Source organism: Bradyrhizobium sp. MI1.4 (assembly GCF_055811315.1).
In genome coordinates this window covers 47,352-63,224 of the sequence record NZ_JBVVPP010000010.1, presented here as the reverse complement: position 1 = coordinate 63,224, position 15,873 = coordinate 47,352, and the positions used below count along the sequence as shown (strand labels likewise).

At 64.8% G+C, this 15,873-nt stretch carries 13 protein-coding genes; 3 read left to right on the top strand and 10 right to left on the bottom strand.

What is annotated here, in order from left to right:
* Positions 1-103: 103 nt before the first annotated feature.
* From AC0L23_RS14190 to flgB, 8 genes are all read right to left on the bottom strand, one after another.
* On the bottom strand, positions 104-1,096 hold the full coding sequence (locus AC0L23_RS14190) for a Tim44 domain-containing protein (protein ID WP_085349406.1): 993 nt from the start codon (positions 1,094-1,096) through the stop codon (positions 104-106).
* 288 nt (positions 1,097-1,384) lie between these two features.
* Positions 1,385-3,967, bottom strand: a complete 2,583-nt coding sequence (gene cckA / locus AC0L23_RS14185) for a cell cycle histidine kinase CckA (RefSeq protein ID WP_247368189.1) — start codon at positions 3,965-3,967, stop codon at positions 1,385-1,387.
* 155 nt (positions 3,968-4,122) lie between these two features.
* Complete coding sequence (gene flhB, locus AC0L23_RS14180; protein WP_473357037.1) at positions 4,123-5,202, bottom strand: flagellar biosynthesis protein FlhB; 1,080 nt, start codon at positions 5,200-5,202, stop codon at positions 4,123-4,125.
* Positions 5,203-5,213: 11 nt separating this feature from the next.
* Positions 5,214-5,984: a flagellar biosynthetic protein FliR gene (gene fliR / locus AC0L23_RS14175; protein ID WP_007612283.1), complete on the bottom strand. Its 771-nt coding sequence runs from the start codon at positions 5,982-5,984 to the stop codon at positions 5,214-5,216.
* Between the two features lie 17 nt (positions 5,985-6,001).
* Entirely contained in the window at positions 6,002-6,265 is a 264-nt protein-coding gene (fliQ, locus tag AC0L23_RS14170) for a flagellar biosynthesis protein FliQ (RefSeq protein WP_007612284.1), read from the bottom strand.
* Positions 6,266-6,328: 63 nt separating this feature from the next.
* Positions 6,329-6,637, bottom strand: coding sequence for a flagellar hook-basal body complex protein FliE (fliE, locus tag AC0L23_RS14165; RefSeq protein ID WP_007612285.1), 309 nt, complete (start codon positions 6,635-6,637; stop codon positions 6,329-6,331).
* A gap of 16 nt (positions 6,638-6,653) precedes the next feature.
* The gene (flgC, locus tag AC0L23_RS14160) at positions 6,654-7,079 is read right to left on the bottom strand and encodes a flagellar basal body rod protein FlgC (RefSeq protein WP_007602149.1); all 426 of its coding nucleotides are present in this window, start codon (positions 7,077-7,079) and stop codon (positions 6,654-6,656) included.
* A 15-nt stretch (positions 7,080-7,094) separates the two neighbouring features.
* Positions 7,095-7,499: a flagellar basal body rod protein FlgB gene (flgB, locus tag AC0L23_RS14155; RefSeq protein ID WP_085349409.1), complete on the bottom strand. Its 405-nt coding sequence runs from the start codon at positions 7,497-7,499 to the stop codon at positions 7,095-7,097.
* A 348-nt stretch (positions 7,500-7,847) separates the two neighbouring features.
* Here flgB and AC0L23_RS14150 point away from each other — a divergent pair, with 348 nt between their 5' ends.
* The 3 genes from AC0L23_RS14150 to AC0L23_RS14140 all read left to right on the top strand — a co-directional run bounded on the left by AC0L23_RS14150 (position 7,848) and on the right by AC0L23_RS14140 (position 10,980).
* Positions 7,848-8,819, top strand: a complete 972-nt coding sequence (locus tag AC0L23_RS14150; protein ID WP_473357036.1) for a flagellar biosynthetic protein FliO — start codon at positions 7,848-7,850, stop codon at positions 8,817-8,819.
* A complete protein-coding gene (gene fliP / locus AC0L23_RS14145; RefSeq protein ID WP_026233171.1) occupies positions 8,816-9,577 on the top strand; it encodes a flagellar type III secretion system pore protein FliP in 762 nt (253 codons plus the stop codon). Before AC0L23_RS14150 ends, fliP begins: the two co-directional genes overlap by 4 nt.
* 197 nt (positions 9,578-9,774) lie before the next feature.
* Positions 9,775-10,980 (top strand): multidrug effflux MFS transporter, encoded by a 1,206-nt coding sequence (locus tag AC0L23_RS14140; protein WP_473357035.1) that lies wholly within the window; start codon positions 9,775-9,777, stop codon positions 10,978-10,980.
* A 276-nt stretch (positions 10,981-11,256) separates the two neighbouring features.
* On the opposite strand, the gene AC0L23_RS14135 is transcribed toward AC0L23_RS14140, so the two are convergent.
* Together AC0L23_RS14135 and AC0L23_RS14130 are read right to left on the bottom strand one after the other, a co-directional pair.
* On the bottom strand, positions 11,257-15,003 hold the full coding sequence (locus AC0L23_RS14135; RefSeq protein WP_473357034.1) for a tetratricopeptide repeat protein: 3,747 nt from the start codon (positions 15,001-15,003) through the stop codon (positions 11,257-11,259).
* 102 nt (positions 15,004-15,105) lie between these two features.
* Positions 15,106-15,864, bottom strand: a complete 759-nt coding sequence (locus AC0L23_RS14130) for a MotE family protein (protein ID WP_473357033.1) — start codon at positions 15,862-15,864, stop codon at positions 15,106-15,108.
* Between the last annotated feature and the right edge of the window lie 9 nt (positions 15,865-15,873).

Genomic DNA, 15,873 nt, shown 5'->3' with positions numbered 1-15,873 from the left:
TTAAGTGCTTCCCCCAAATGGCCGCCTGACCGGAAACGCGCCGCTCAAACAAAAAGGGCGCCGTGCCGAAGCACGACGCCCTCGTTTGTCGCTATACGGGCGATCAGTTGGTCTGCTGGATCGCCGACAATTCCCAAGTGCCGCCCGGACGTCGGGCAAAGGTCCAGACTTCGGTGGCCTCGCCCGGCTGCTCGCTGCCGGCGACAATCGCGCCGGTATTGCGGTCGAGCGTCTTGTCGGTGAGCGCGAAGCGCAGCGCCACCGTCGCGTAATCGGTCTCGCCTTCGCGCCAGGATTCCGCGAGGTCGCCCTGCAACAGCTTCACACCGCTGACCTTGTTGACGACATTGCGCGCGCGGTTCTGGCCGAGGTCCTGCTCGAAATAGGAGACCATTTCCGGCGTCGCGAGCGTGTGCAGCTTGGCCACGTCCTCGTTGGACCAGGCCGACTGGACGTCGCTGAGCAGGCGCTCGAACGCTTCATAGTCGTCCGGCTTGATCTCGAGCGGTGCGTTGTTGGCGCCGAAGCCGAAGCCACCGCCAAGACCACTACGATTGTTCGCCTGCGGTCCCGGACCGGCACCGGCGTCAGCATTGGCATAGGCCGCCTGCGGGGTGTGGCGGCGCTGCCACCAGGACATCGCCAGCCGAACCACGAGCACCACGAGGACGATCTGGATGATCAGGCCGATGATCGACGACAGGCCACCGAGGCCGCCGAACAGGCCACCGCCGAACAGCATGCCGAGCAGGCCCGCGCCGAGGAACCCGGCCGCAAGGCCGCCCATGAAGCCGCCGGCCCGGCCGAACAGACCGCCACGCGCGGGTGCGGCGGCAGCCGAATTCATGCCTGCGCCCGGCTGGGTGTAGGTCCGATTGAACTGCGAGGTCGAGCCCGGCGCGGTCGTGGTCGATGGCGGGGCCGAATAGGTGCGCGAACCGCGCGAACCCGACGACATACCGCCACCGACGCGCGCGTCGGCGGACGAGATCGCCAGCGCAGTCGGCAGCGCAAGCGCCAGCACGACGGCAATCGTCTTGAAGAGACTGCGGGAGCGTTGCGAGAAATTCATGTTGGTTTCCCAGATCCCCGGCATGGGGATGTGCCCCTAAGATGGGCAGCCTTCCGTAAAAAGGAAGCCACTATCGGAACTTATGGCTGCGGCCCTCAGTCGCGGGGATGTGGCAAAAGCCCATATTTGGCGGCGGCTTGGCCGGGTGTGCAAAGGAGCCGCGGTCGCCGGCTACCGGTCGGTTTGGCGACAGCAGTTCAGCTTTTTTCCGTCATTGCGAGCGAAGCTAAGCAATCCAGGCTGTTTCCGCGGAGGCAACTGGATTGCTTCGTCGCTTCGCTCCTCGCAATGGAGAATGTGGAGCCCGCGCCCTCACCCCGCCTTCGCCATCGTCTCCTTCACGGCCGCCACGAGCTGGCTAAGTGTGAACGGCTTGGGCAGGAAGTCGAACTGCTGGCCTTCGGGCAGGCTCTTCTCGAACGCGTCCTCGGCGTAGCCGGAAACGAAGATGAACTTGATGTCGGGGTTCTTCTCGCGCATCGCCTTGAGCAATGTCGGGCCGTCCATCTCCGGCATGACGACGTCGGACACGACGAGATCGATTCCGCCGCTCTGCTCTTCCAGCACCTCCAGCGCCTCGACGCCGTTCTCGGCCTCGACCACGGTGTAGCCGCGCGAGCGCAGCCCGCGTGCGTTGAGCGCGCGCAGACCCTCCTCGTCCTCGACCAGGAGGATGGTGCCCTGTCCGGTGAGATCGGTGCGGGGCTTGGCGTCCGCCACGGACCCGGCCTCCTTCGCGGCACCATTGCTGGCGCCAACGACCGGCGCCGGCTGCTCGACCTGCACCTCCGGCTCGGCATGATGGCGCGGCAGGAAGATGTGGAACGAGGTGCCCTGCCCGGGCTCGGAGTCCACGTAAATGAAACCGCCGGTCTGCTTGACGATGCCATAGACGGTGGAGAGCCCGAGGCCGGTGCCCTTGCCGACCTCCTTGGTCGAGAAGAACGGCTCGAAGATCTTGTCGCGGATGTCGGCGGGAATGCCGGTACCGGTGTCGGCGACCTCGATCCGCACATAGTCGGCGGCTGGCATGCCCTTGTAGGCCAGCCTGGCCGCTTCCTCGGTGGTGACGTTTGCGGTGCGGATGATCAGCTTGCCGCCGTCGGGCATGGCGTCGCGCGCGTTGACCGCGAGGTTGACGATGACCTGCTCGAACTGGGAGACGTCGACCTTGACCGGCCAGAGATCTCGGCCGTGGATGGTCTCGTGCTTGACCTTCTCGCCGATCAGCCGGCGCAGCAGCATGGCGAGATCGGAGAGCGCATCACCGAGGTCGAGCACCTGCGGCCGCAGCGTCTGCCGGCGCGAGAACGCCAGCAACTGTCGCACCAGCGTGGCGGCCCGCGTCGCGTTCTGCTTGATCTGCATGATGTCCTGGAACGACGGGTCGGTCGGCTTGTGCGCGTTCAGCAGGAAGTCGTTCGCCATCATGATGGCGGAGAGCACGTTGTTGAAGTCGTGGGCGATGCCGCCCGCGAGCTGGCCGACGGTCTCCATCTTCTGCGACTGGTTGATCTGGTTCTCCAGCGCGCGCCGCTCGGTGGTCTCGAGCATGTGCACAATGGCGACTTCGGCGTCGTTCTCGGCCGCATCCACCGGCGTGACGAAGAACTGGCCCCAGCGCTCTCTGGTTCCTTCGAGCGCCACTTCGACCGGCGCGACGTCGGCCTGGCCCTCCGCAGCCTGGTTGATGGCCGCGATCAAAAGGTGCCGGTCGCGCGAATTGACCGCGCGGAAGATCGACTTGCTGGCGCTGTCGAGCCCCAGTGCCTGCCCGAGCTTGGCGTAGCGCGCATTGGCGCGCACGACGTTGCCGCCGCGGTCGACGGTGGCGATCGCCATCGGGGTATGGTCGAAAAAGCGCATGAAGCGCACTTCGGCGGCGCGGTCGGGATCGCTGCGCTCGTCGCGGGCACGGCTGATCACCAGCGTGCGCGACGGGCCCGGCGCACCGTCGGCGCCGAAGGCGAGCTTGTGATAGAGCCGAACCGGCATGGTCTTGCCGGTACGCATGCGCAGGTCGATGTCGAAGACTTCCGTCTTGACCTCGCCCGGCACCGCCACGATCGCGGTGAGCAGCGAAGCACCGTCGCCGGAGACGATGTCGGTGAGCTTCAGCCCGCCCGAGCCGATCTCGGCGAGGTCGTAGTCGAGCCAGTTCGCCAGCGTCGCGTTGACGTAAGCGAGCTCCCCGGCCGGATTGACCGAGAAGAAGCCGCAGGGCGCGTGATCGAGATATTCGATCGCGTGCTGGAGTTCCTGGAACACGTCCTCCTGGCGCTCGCGGTCGCGGGTGATGTCTGCGATCGACCACACCGCGTATCTCGTCTCGCGCTTGCCGGTGCCGAGGGGCCGCACCCGCATGCGGAGCCAGCGGCCCTGGCTGCCATCATTGCCGGAGATGCGGACCTCTTCCTGCTGCCGCTTGCCTTCGCGCGCGGCTTTCAACAGGCGGAACACCGCCTCGGAGACGTCGGGGTTGCCGATGAAGACGCGCTCCACGGGGCGCACGTCCTGCGGACCGGCGGCGCCGGTCAGCGTCAGGTAGGCCGCATTGGAATAGACCACATGGCCGCGCGGGTCGGTCACGGCGAGGCCGTCGAAGGCGTGGTCGGCGATGCGCCCCATCACGGGATCGTCGAGATTGCGATCGGCGAAGCGGATGATGCCGGCGGCGAAGGCGAACAGGTTGAACAGGCCGACCATCGCCAGCACGGCGAGGATACCGAGGATATAGGGCTGGGCCTGCGCGCGCCCGAGCGTCATCAACCCGACGGCAACGGCGACGAGGCCGGCGGCCACCAGCAGCACCAGCGCAATGCTGCCCGAGCGCGGCGACGGCTCGTGCGCCGCAACGGGCTCGCGTGTGAGGTCGTGGTCGGTCTCGGCAGTCATCTCAAGCTGGCACAAGCCTGTCGGCAGAGAATCAACGCGCTACAGGGCGCGCAGGGTCCTCCCTGCCTGAATCGGACCCGCAGGCGCAAGGGCAGCAGGGGCGAAAGGTACGCTGATTCCCAGATTACGGCCATTTCCAGTACTTTTCAGGGGTTTTATTGCCGGGTGGCACCGAATCCGCTCTTTAGACGCATGACGTAGCCGATGACTTCGGCGACCGCATGGTAGTGCTCGGTCGGGATTTCCTCGTCGATCTCGACGGTGGCGTAGAGCGCGCGGGCGAGCGGCACGTTCTCGACGATCGGGATGTCGTGCTCGCGCGCGATCTCCCGGATCTTGAAAGCGAGGCTGTCGACGCCCTTGGCGACGCAGATCGGCGCCGACATGCCGCGCTCGTAGGACAACGCGATCGAATAGTGGGTCGGGTTGGTGATGATCACCGAGGCCTTGGGAACCGCCGCCATCATGCGCTTCTTGGAGCGCTGCTGGCGCAGTTGCCTGAGCTTGCCCTTGATGTGCGGGTCGCCTTCGGACTGCTTGTACTCTTCCTTGATCTCCTGGAGCGACATCTTCTGCCGCTGGAACCAGCTGCGATACTGGAAGAAATAGTCGCCGATGGCGATGATCGCGAGCGCCGCGACCACCGCGCCGAGCAGATGAATGGTCAGGCTGGTGGAGGCGCCGAGCAGGGCAGCCGGATCGAGCCTGACCATCGCCTCCATGCGATGCCGCTCCGGCCACAGGATCACGGTCATGACCGCGCCGAGCACGATCAGCTTGCCGAGACCCTTGAGGAAGTTCGCCGCCGCTTGCTTGCCGAAGATGCGCTTGAGGCCTTCGGCAGGCGACAGCTTGCTGAACTTGGGCTTGAGGGATTCGGCCGACCAGACCAGTCGGTGCTGCAGCACGTTGCCGGCAATTGCCGCCAGCACCAGCATCAGTAGCGGCACGCCCACCGCCGCCAGCACCGCGACTTCGATCTGCTGCATCAGGGCGAGCAGAGCCCTGCCGTCGGTCTTGATCATCCAGGAATTGGCGAGCAGGTTGCGCATCGGCGCCAACAGCCCGCTGCCGACCGATCCCGAGAAGCTCGAGACGACGAGCGTGGCGCCCGCGATCATGAACCAGGTGTTGATCTCCTGGCTCTTGGCGACGTCACCGCGTTCGAGCGCCTCTTCGAGACGTTTTTGCGTCGGGTCTTCTGTTTGACTCTCTGGATCGTTGTCTTCCGCCATCGATCACCCGGTCACTTGAGTGGCATCATCTGGTGCATGACACCGATGAAGTAGTCGAGAAAGGTGCCCATCATCGCCGTGAGCACGACGGCAAGCACCAGGAAGCCGGCGAAGATCGACAGCGGCACGCCGACGAAATAGACCTGCATCTGCGGCATCAGCCGCGCCAGCACGCCGAGTCCGATGTTGAAGACGAGGCCGAACACCAGGAACGGTCCGGAAAGTTGCAAGCCCAGGCGAAACGCGGCGGCAAAGGCGCGCGTCGCCAGTGCGGCGACATCGCCGCTCGACACGGTCTCGCCCGGCGCGAAGATCGTGTAGCTGTCGTTCAGCGCCGCGATCACCAGATGATGGCTGTCGGTGGCGAACAGCAATGTCACCCCCAGTATCGTCAGGAAGTTGCCGACCAGCACGCCCTGCTGTCCCTGAGTCGGATCGACCGAAGTGACGAAGCCGAGCCCCATCTGCTGCGCGATCACGGCACCGGCAACCTGCAGCGCCGACAACGTCACCCGCGCGGTCGCTCCCAGCACGATGCCGATCACGATCTCATGCAGCATCAGGACCAGCAGCGGCGCGATCGAGCCCATGTCGACCTGATAGGCATTGCGATGCAGCGGCAGGATGATCAGCGTGAGCAGCAGCGCGATCGACAATTTGATCCGTGTCGGGATATTGGTCTCGCCCAGGCCCGGCAACAGCATCACCATCGCGCCGACCCGGGCAAAGGCGAGCATGAAGGAGGCGGCAAGCGCCGGCAGCAGCGAGACGTCGATGCGCATGATAGGCGCATAGTGCCTCAGCCGCCGATGATTCGCGACGATATCCGCAGCATGTGGGAATGCAGTGCGTCTGCCATGAATGGCAAGGCCAACAGCATTGTGGCAAAGATGGCCAGGATTTTCGGCACGTAGATCAGCGTCTGTTCCTGGATCTGCGTCAGCGCTTGGAACAGCGACACGACGACGCCGACCACGAGGCCGACCACCATCAGGGGCGACGACACGATCACGATCGTCCAGATCGCATCACGCGCGACGTCGAGGGTTTCCGGTCCGGTCATTTCGCAGTTCCTTTATTCAACTCTCATCCCCACCTCTTGATGAGGACACACGAACCAGAAAAATCAGATCGGCATCTTCATGATGTCTTCATAGGCCGCGATCACGCGGTCGCGGACAGAGACCAGCGTGGACACGGCGACGTCGGTATCGGCGACCGCCGTCACCACGTCCATCACGTTGGCCTTCCCGGCGGCCATCGCCACCGTCTGTGCGTCCGATTTACGGCCGGACTCCAGGACGCTGCCGACAGTATCTTTCAGAAGAGAGGCGAAGGACTGCCCGCTCGGCTCGCTGCCCTTGCCGGCACCGCTGTTCTCCAGCACGCGAGCGAGGTTTGCATAGGCGTTGGCGGCAATTGTCGGTGTTGCCATGGTTCAAATGTCCTGTTCAGCTCTTGAGGATGTCGAGGGTGCGCTGGATCATCCGGCGCGTCGCGCTGATGATGTTGAGGTTGGCCTCGTACGACCGCTGCGCGTCGCGCATGTCGGTCATCTCGACCACCGAGTTCACGTTGGGATATTTGACGTTACCGGTCGCATCCGCCGCCGGATTGTTCGGCTCGTATTTGGTGCGGAAATTGGACTGGTCGGGCTTGATCCTGCCGAGGGTGACGACCTGCGCGTCGAGTGTACGGTCGAGCGCGGAGGAGAAGGTCGGCACCTTGCGCCGGTAAGGATCGCCGCCGGCGGTCTGCGAGGTCGAATCCGCATTCGCGATATTCTCCGAGATCACCCGCATGCGCCCGGCCTGCGCCCGCAGACCGGAGGTCGCGATCGCCATTGAACGGGCAAAGTCGCTGCTGTCATTCGCCATGGTCTATCTCCAGCCCTAGCCCTTGCCGATCGCGGTCTTGAGCAGGTGCAGGCTCTTCGAATAGAGCGAGGTCGCCGCCGCATAATCCATCTGGTTGCTGGCGGCCTTCATCATCTCCTCTTCGAGATTGACGGCGTTGCCGGCGGGGCGTGTCTCAAAACCCGCATTCTTGTTCTGGTCGAATCCGGAGGCCGCGCCCGACGGCGCCATATGGGAACCGCTGGTGCGGGTGAGCGCCAAGGGACCCATCGAACCCGTGACGGCGCCGCTCCTGTCCAGCTTCGGCTCGACCAGGTCGCGCGGACGGAATTTGGGCGTGTCGGAATTGGAGACGTTCTCGGACAGGACGCGCTGGCGCTCCTGGTGCCATTGCATCTTGGTGCGAAGCGCCGATAGCACCGGAAGATCGTTGATGGACATCGTTGCGGCTCCTTCCGCCTCTCGGACCAGGTCCGAAGCTAGGCAGAATTTGCCGCCTGTATGGTTAACAGCCGGTTAAGGAGGTCGCAGGCAGCTGTCCCCCGGCGGGACACCACTGCGCGTGCCCCGTGATTCTACGCCTCCAAAAGCGGCATTAACCCAACCGCTTGGCGGCGCATTCACAGGTCAAGAAGTCGTTTTGGATCGAGCGATTCATGGGTTATTAAGAGTTGGGGACGGCAAAACTTGCCGTGGGACGTTAAGAAATCGCAGTTTGGGGCAACGTAAGCCGGTGGTTGGCGCATCTGACCACTGGCCCGAGACAAGCGCCATTTGTCGGGGACAAGTATGCAAGGCAGCCCTATCACCTTCATCGTCGCGTTCATCGTCGTTCTGGCGTTGATCGGCGTCGCTGCATGGCTGGTTCGCCGATTCGCCACCAGCCGGCTTGGCGCAAACACCCAGCGCGGCCGGATGCCCCGGCTCGCCGTGATCGATGCCGCCGCGGTCGACGGCCGCCGCCGTCTGGTGCTGGTCCGGCGTGACAATGTCGAGCATCTTCTGATGATCGGTGGCCCCACCGACATCGTCGTCGAACCCAACATCGTGCGCGCAGCACCCGGCCGCGACCAGCTCCCGCAGCGTTCCAATGCCGCCGAGCCGCCGCGTCTTGCGCCGATGCATGATACCAGCAGCTGGGCCGACGAAGCACCGCGGCCCGAGCTGCTCGATCATCCCGAGCCGCAAATGCCCGAGCCGCCACCGCGGCCCGCGCGTCCCTCCTTCGCCGACGAAGTGCGCCGGCCCGCTCCCGGGCTGGCCGAACGCCGCAACGAGCCGCCACTGGCCGGCTTCACCTCCGAGCCGCTCGCGCCGCGCCCCGAGCGCGAGCCGCGTGCCGAACCTATTCCGCCGCGCGTTGCGCGCAACGAACCCCCTCTGATGCCGCGCCCGCCCCGCCAGAGCGAGCCGGTAAAGGCGCCTCCGGTGCGCTCCGAGCGCGTAGCCGCGCCTCCTCCGCCTGTGCCGCAGGCTCCGCCCGTTCCGCCGCCGGCGTCCGCTCCTGGGGGGCCATCGAGCGCCGAGCAGAATCTCGCCGAGATGGCGCAGCGGCTCGAAGCTGCGCTGCGCCGCCCCGCCGGCGAGACGCTTGCCCCACCGGTCGCCCCGGAGCCCCCGGCCGCTCCTCCGCGTGTGGCCCGCAGCGAGCCGCCGGCGCCACCGGCACCTGCCGCAAAGCCGGCTCCGGAAAAGACCAGCTTTGAAAATCTCGAAGACGAGATGGCCTCGTTGCTCGGCCGTCCGAAGCCGTCTTCGTGAGGCTGCCGGCCCTCCCGCGTAGAGTTTTTCTTCTTTCTGTCCTGATCGGCGCGGCTTCGCTCGCGATGCCGGCACATGCGCAGGACATCAGCATCAATCTCGGCGGCGGAGGCGCTGGCGGTGGCGGCGTCACCGAGCGCGCGATCCAGCTGATCGCGCTGCTCACGGTGCTGTCGATCGCCCCGTCGATCCTGATCATGATGACGTCGTTCACGCGCATCGTGGTCGTGCTGTCGCTGCTGCGCACCGCAATGGGCACCGCGACCGCCCCGCCGAACTCGGTGATCATCGCGCTAGCGATGTTCCTCACCTTCTTCGTGATGGGACCCGTCCTGCAAAAATCCTACGACGAAGGCATCCGTCCGCTGGTCGCCAATCAGCTCGGCGTCGAGGACGCGCTCCAGCGCGCCTCCGTCCCCCTGCGCGGCTTCATGCAGAAGAACGTCCGCGAGAAGGACCTCAAGCTGTTCCTGGATCTCTCCGGCGAGCCGCCGCCGGCAACCCCCGACGATCTAGGCTTACGCATCCTCGTCCCCGCCTTCATGATCTCGGAGCTGAAGCGCGCCTTCGAGATCGGCTTTCTGCTGTTCCTTCCCTTCCTGATCATCGACCTCGTCGTCGCGTCCGTGCTGATGTCGATGGGCATGATGATGCTGCCGCCGGCAACGATCTCGCTGCCGTTCAAGCTGATCTTCTTCGTGCTGGTCGACGGCTGGTCGCTGGTGGCAGGCAGTCTGGTGCAGAGTTACGGGGGGTAGCGGTCCTGGGCAGCGGTCAGCGACCCCATCCTCTCTAGCCCGATGCTTGTAGGCGTGCACTTGAGCTTACCAGCGCAAGACGGAAGCCTGCCATCGTCAGCGCGTTCGGCGGCTCGTGACATATCGGAATATGCTCAGGTTGCGCATTCAATGGGTCATTGATATGATGGTCATCATCCCTAGATCCGAAGCGGCTTATGACCAGCAACATCGAAAACCATCTACTCGCTCGGGTCGTGCCGCTTGGTCTTCAGGTCGCCGTTCTTGCTGCGTTGTCTGCGAGTGGCACGTTGGCCACCAACATTCTGTTGCCTTCGCTACCGAGTATCGCCGTCGCGGTGGGCGTCACCAGCGCTCAGGTAACGTCAGCTATCACCATATTCCTCGCCATGTTCGCGGTCGGACAACTCGTTGTCGGTCCGTTATCGGATCGTTTCGGCCGGCGCATACCCGTGATGATCGGGTTTGCTGTATTTTTCGCAGGTAGCATATGGTGCGCGTTAGCCAATGATTTGGCGGCACTATTGATTGGTCGCGTTGTGCAGGCCGGTGGCGCATGTGCCACGTCTGTCCTTTCGCGAGCTATCGCAAGAGATCTTTTCCAGGGCGAAAAGCTAGCGCACGTGCTCACCTTTGTTATGGTTGCGATGGCAGCGGCGCCTGGATTCTCGCCCCTGGTCGGTGGCGCGCTGGATCATTTTTTTGGCTGGCGTTCAGCCTTTGTGTTCGTCGGAATCTTTGCCGTCGTCGCCGCTTCGGCATTTCTTGCGGCTTTCGGAGAAACGCACCACGCGCCACGCGCCGAGTTCAATTCCTCGACGATCGCCAAGAATTACTGGTCGCTATCGACTGACCGCCGTTTCGTGGTTCCTGCCGCAACTGTTAGCCTCATCTTAGGTGCGCTGTTTGCAATGTTTTCGGCGTTGCCGCGTGTCTTGATAGAAGGCCTCGACTTCACACCCATGCAACTCGGCCTGTTCTTCGCAGGCACTGTCATGATCGTCTTTAGTGCCGGCATTATCGCTACCAAAATTGTTCCGCACCTTGGTCTCGACCGATCGATTTGCATCGGTCTCGCGCTGGCCTGTGTCGGCGGCGGCATGGTGTTGCTATTCGCGCTTTTCGACGGGCGCTTTTTGCCATTTCTTGTCGGCGCATGTGTATTCCTGCTGGGCATGGGCATGGTCAATCCGCTCTGCAGCGCGCAAGCTCTTTCGCCATTCGGCGATCGCGCCGGTGCTGCCTCGGCCCTGTTAGGTTTCTGGCAGATGTTGGCCGCGGCGCTAGGCGTATCGCTTGCGGCGGTGATCGCAAGCAACCCCATGATCGGGCTTGGTCTTGTGCTAGTGCTTGCCTCGAGCTTGGGCTCGGCAATTTATCAGGTCCGGGCAAAGCTCAATTAGGCCCGTTAACGTCGCTTGCTGGCCTTAGCGGCTTCCCCTGTTTCTACGCCCTAAGATCGGTTCGCGGAGCATATGTTTCTCACAATGGACCTGGAGCCCTCGGCCGACTAGCAAAGGCAAACGGGCCATGTCCGGTCTCAAAGACTGAATGGACAAGGCCTACGTCCTCGTGGACTGATCGGGTTGATGAGTACGCGGGCGATAGTCTTCGGCCCTGCCCGTCACTTGAGAGCTGGCTCACGGGTACCTGTCGCGAGGCCAAGAAGGAGCGGCGTCCTATCGCGTCATCTTGATCTGGCGCACGACGGGGATCGTGGGCAGCGAGCCGGTGTGGTCGGACTCGTCCTTGGCCTGTGGAGAGGCCGGCGCGCGGGCGGTGGCGTCGGGAAAGCGCTGCTTCATCTCGCGCAGGAAGCCGTCGAGCGTGTCGACGCTGGCAGCCAGCTTGGCGATATCGGCAAATTCGGCGCTGGAAGCGCCGGTCGGTTTGCTCGCGATGTCGAAGGCGAGCCGATCGGCGCTCTCGCTCATCAGCGGCGCATATTTCTCGCGGAAGCGCGACATGCCGATCGAGTCGTCGGCGAGCGCATAACCGACGGCGGCGCGGATGATGTCGCTTTTCTCCACCGCGTTGAGCGGCTTGAAGTCACGGAAGCGCTCGCCGTAATAGAGCTCGATCTGCTCGGCGGATTCACGCCAGCGCCGCGCCGCCCAGAAGATATCCGAGCGTAGGCGCAGCACCTCGCGGCCTGTAACGTTGGAGACGATATCGAGCGCAAGATCGTGGCGGCCGACGTCGCTCTGTGCACGCGCCTCCAGCAGCAGGCGTTGCTGCCTGAGCTCGCCTGAGAGGTCGCTGATCCGGCTCGCGCGCAACGCCGTGATCGCCATGTCGGGTCTGCGATTGGCGAGATAGATCATGGAGAGGCGCGCAGCGACTTGCGCACGCGCCGCGCCTTCGAGGCGATGGTCGACCTGGTATTGCAGGAGCTCGGCGGCCTGGTCGAGCAGATCGATCGAGGCGAGACGGTCGGCGAGGCGTCGGATCAGTTCGTCGCCGCGGCGGCCGATCGGCGTCAGCTCACGGAACTCGTAGAACATCCCGAGCGATTCGATCGGCGGCAGCTCGTCGCCCTTGGGTCCCAGGAAGAGCTGCGTAAACAGGTCGGAGGCGAGGTCTTGCGCCTGGCGCGAGGCTTCCGCGTTCGGCTGCAGCTTTGTCGCGGTGCGCGCCGCGGTGAGCGCGTCCCGGTAGCGTCCGTTCTCTGCAAACATCTGCGACAGCATCTGCAGCGTCTTGACCTCAATCGAGTCGCCGCGCCAGGTCATCGAGAGCGTTTCGAGCTCGCGCAACGCGTCTTCCTTGCCGATCTCGTCGCGCTTCTGCCGCAGCGCGACCTCGAGCTGCTTGGCCTCGGCCGCAGCCGGCCGATCGGACGAGCCGCCGGCGAACTTGTAGTCGTCGAGCGCGTCCTTGTCGTGGCCGAGCGCCTCGGCAAGCCGGCCGCGCAGCACGGCAAAGCCGGGCGCGGCCTCGGGCGAGACGCCGACCACCTCGAGCTCGCTGCGGCGGTTGGAGGCGCCCGCATAGTCCTTGACCTCGAGCGAAGCGCGCATCGCCTCCATCGTCACGATGCGCTGGATGTCGAGCGGTAGCGAGGCGATGGCGAATTCGACGTTCTTGAACTTCTCGCGCGCGTCCGCCCATTTGCCTTGGCGCGCATAGGCGAGCGCTTTCCAGAGCTGGGAATCGTGGCTGTTGCCGATCACGGGGTTGGCGAGGTCCTTCAGGCCCTGCGCCGGCCGACCGATCAGGATGCTCGCGATCGCATGCATGATCAGCGCACCGCTCTCCTCCTTGTTGAGAGGATCGGCGAGCATCAATTCGGTGACGGCCTTCGCCTCGTGATACATCGCGCGCGACATGTAGAATTGCGCGAGGTCGAGCCGCGGCAGGGAACGCATCGCCGGTTCGAGGTTGGCGATCGCCGTGATCAGCTCGTTCTGGCGCGCTATGAAATTTTCCGACTGGCCCTTGCGCCAACCTTCGGGGCTGAAGACCGGCCGCACTGCGGTCGGCGCGCGCTCGGCCGAGATGTCGACCGGGGACAGCGTCAGCCCGCCCTTTTTGCCGAGGATGACCTTGTCAGCCCCGACCTCGACGCCGACCTCGTCGGAATTCGGCCGGATCGCGATGCCATGCGCGGATTCCAGCAGCGCGAGATCGACGAGATCCTGCCGCTTGATGAAGCCGCGCACCGGCCGCTGCGCGGTGATGACATAGAGCGTGTCGCCGGCATCGGGATCGGTGAGCTTGTGCAGGAGCCCCGGATTGGCGAAGGGGATCGCGATGTTGGCGAGCGCCGGGTCGGTGATGTTGCGCGAGATCATCAGCGGCAGCGGCGTCGCCTGGATCTTGTCGGCGAGGGTCAAGAGCCAGTTGGTCTGCTTGCCGACCTCCTCGCTCGACAGCGAATAGACCAGCGGCCGGGTGAGACGGATGCGCACCGCCTGTCCCTTCTCGAGCGGGACGCGGCCGACCTCGCCGATCATCGCGCCGCCCTTGGTGCGGATCGCCTCGACGTCGATCGGCTCTGCCGTATCGAACACCAGCCAAACGGTGTCGCCGCGGCGGAACGCCGCCGCAGGGGTTGCGACCTGAAGCGGGAAAGTTACCCGCAGGCCGTCGCTGTCGCGGCGGACATCGACGCTGGCACCAGTCGGCTGCGGCGCAGCGGGCGCCTCTGCTGGCGCGGCCTTGACGGGCTCCTTGACCGGCTCTTTGGCAGCATCCTTCACGACCTCTTGAGGCGCTTCGGCCATGACCGGCTTGGCGGGCGCGACCGCAGCGTCTGCAACTGGCGCGACAGACTTCGAAACTTCCTTGGGCGCTTCCTTGGGCGCTTGCGCAGCGGGCGCGGCTTCGGATGCAGGAGCCGGCACCGATTTCGGCGCTTCAGCGGGCGGCATGGCGGCGGGCGCTTCCGGCTTCACCTCGGGCTTGGCATCGATCCTGGCTTCGCGCGCGATCGTCTCGGACGTCGGCGGCGCGATCTCACGATGCGCGTCCTTCGGCTTCTCGGCCGCCGGCTTTTCAGGCGCAGGCGCCGGTCCATGAGCGGCGGGCTTGGCCTGCGCGATCGCAGCTTCCGCCGACGTGGCCATCTTGCCCTTGTCCGGCTGGAAGGAGATGTCGACGACGTAGTTCTTCTCGTCGCGGAACGAATGCACGTCGGAATCGCCGATCAGCGCGATCTCGACACTGGTCTGGTCGATGTCGGCCTTCTGCTTGATCGAGGCGACGTTCGGCGGCGCTGCGACGACCGCGTCCGCCAGATCGAAATTCAGGTTGGCGTTGAAGGCGAGCGTGAGCTTCTGTTCATTGAGCACGGAGGATACGCCGACGCCATCCGGCATCTCGAACACGAAGCGGACGAAGGTCGGCTGCACCGACGCGCGCACGCGGATCTGCGGCCGTTTCTTACTCTCCGCCGCGGCGCGCTGGGCGCGCAGCGCGCGTTCGGCGACGCGCGCGCGCTCGGCGAGTTCCTTGACCACGTCCATCGGCAAGCTCGGCGGCGGCCCCTTCCAACCCTCCGGCAAGAGGTCGATGAAGGTACGTTCGCCGGCATTCATGGTGTTGACGGTGACGCGCCGCGCCAGCGACAGGCGGATGGCGCCGCCATCGGGATCGCGGCGGGCGGAGTTGACGTAGTCGGGCGCGCCTTCCGGGACGCGATCGACGGGAACGTCGACCGCCCGGTCGAAACGGATGACGAGAATGGAGCCGGCCGTCGTAACCTCGGAGGGGACGTCCTCCCCGAGCTTGATCACGAGACGGGCAAAGCCGCCGCTGGCCGAGAAAGTCGCCTCGCCCCTGATCGCGTCGGCCGCCCGGACAGGCGCCGTGAAGCCGATCAGCAGGCTGGCTGCCAGCAGCGGCGCCGCGCGGACATGACGCGACAGCCTCCGCGCCAGGGCGCGGGCTCGCGACACAAATCCAGCGGCAGCGTCTCGCGCCATTGGCGGCATTACTTCCGGTTCGACGGTCCACGCCGGCATTGCTGCCGGCCCCTGCCCCAGACTGTAGATTTTGGCAATTAAGGACTTCTTAAGTATGAGCCCTCAATTCGGCTTTTGCGTCGGCTTGCCGTCGATCTTGGGCAGCTCGCCGGCCGAGGCGGACTGATCGCCGCCGCCATTGGCCCTGCGGGCCATCTCGACCGTCAGCCGCTCGGCGGCCTCCGGGGACATCAATCCCATGATGTCCGACATTTTTCGCGGCGCGATCTGCGAGGCGATCTCGATCAGCACGCCCATCTCGAGCCGGTCAAAGACCCGCGCGGCGTCCTTGGGCTTCATGCCCTCATACATGGTGACGAGGCCCTTCATGCGCTGGGCTTCGGCGGCCTTCTGCTCGGCCTGCGTCGCGGAGATACGCGTTTCTACCGCCTTCATCTCCTCGACCTTGTTTTCGATGCGCTTCTCGGCGGATTTCAACAGGCTCTCGCGGATGTCGATCTCGCGCTGGCGGGCCTCGATCTCCTGGCGACGCGACTGCAGGCGTTCCAGGATCGCGCGCTCCGAGGCGGAGATCTGCGGCTGGGCTTCCTCCTTGACCGCGGCGCCTTCGGACTTGGTGTCGGGTGCGGCCGGCTTCGGCGCCTCCTTCGGCGCGCCATGGGTCGAGCCCGTGATATCGGAATCCTCGCGGCTGGCCGGGAAGTTCAGATTCTCCTGCGCCCACGACTTCTTGGTCTGGCTCGGCTTGTAGTCGAATACATAGCCGCCATTGATCACAAGACCCGTGACCTTCAGCGTGGCCAGGCCAGCGACGGCAACCAGCACGATCGGAATGACGCGGATGTTGCGAAAAGACTTCATACCCTGACT